This is a genomic window from Lactobacillus sp. 23-2, assembly GCF_044902225.1.
In the GTDB taxonomy this organism is placed as follows: Bacteria; Bacillota; Bacilli; order Lactobacillales; family Lactobacillaceae; genus Lactobacillus; species Lactobacillus absianus.
The window spans coordinates 1-672 of sequence record NZ_JAOQBX010000067.1; the positions used below are offsets into that span (position 1 = coordinate 1).

Below are 672 nucleotides of genomic sequence, written 5' to 3' on the forward strand. Positions count from 1 at the left end.
TCATCAATATCAAACGAAAGGCTTGTGCTATGTCTAGTTTACCATCATTCGATACCAAAAACGAACCTAAAATCGCACGTTCTGTTGAAACGTTCTTCAAAGACTACAGAGTCATAGAGCTTCTACGCAGATGCGGGCTCCGCAAGTCAAAAGGAATCCCACTTTGGTCGATCCTTTCATACATCTTCAGTAATGTGTTCCGAGACAGAAGCATGTACATGCAACAGAAGTCTGGCAAGTGTACCGCCGGCTTCTCCAAGAACACCTACTATCGATTCATGCAGAATCCACATATCAACTGGCTTCGTTTCACTATTCTGCTAGCTGAGAGGATCATCAATGGACATCTGAAAGATCTGACTTCTGACCAACGTGCAGATTGCTTCGTCTTTGACGATTCGCTCTACTCCAGAACTGGATATAAGAAGACTGAGCTGGCTGCCAAAGTATTCGACCACGTTTCGATGACCTACAAAAAGGGCTTTCGGATGATGACCATGGGTTGGACTGACGGATCCTCCTTCGTCCCAATCGCTTCATCACTCTTGTCTTCAAAGAACGAGCAGAACGTCATCGGGACAACCAAGAAGATTGACAAGCGCACAATCGCGGCCAAAAGGCGAATTATGGCCCAATCAAAGGGGACCGATGTAGTTATCCAGCTGCTCGATC

1 protein-coding gene is annotated in these 672 nt (G+C 46.1%); it reads left to right on the top strand.

Features of this window, described 5'->3' with window-relative positions; translation table 11 throughout:
- Positions 1-29: 29 nt before the first annotated feature.
- On the top strand, positions 30-672 hold a 643-nt coding region (locus tag OCH80_RS10175; protein ID WP_404540654.1), incomplete at its 3' end, for a transposase.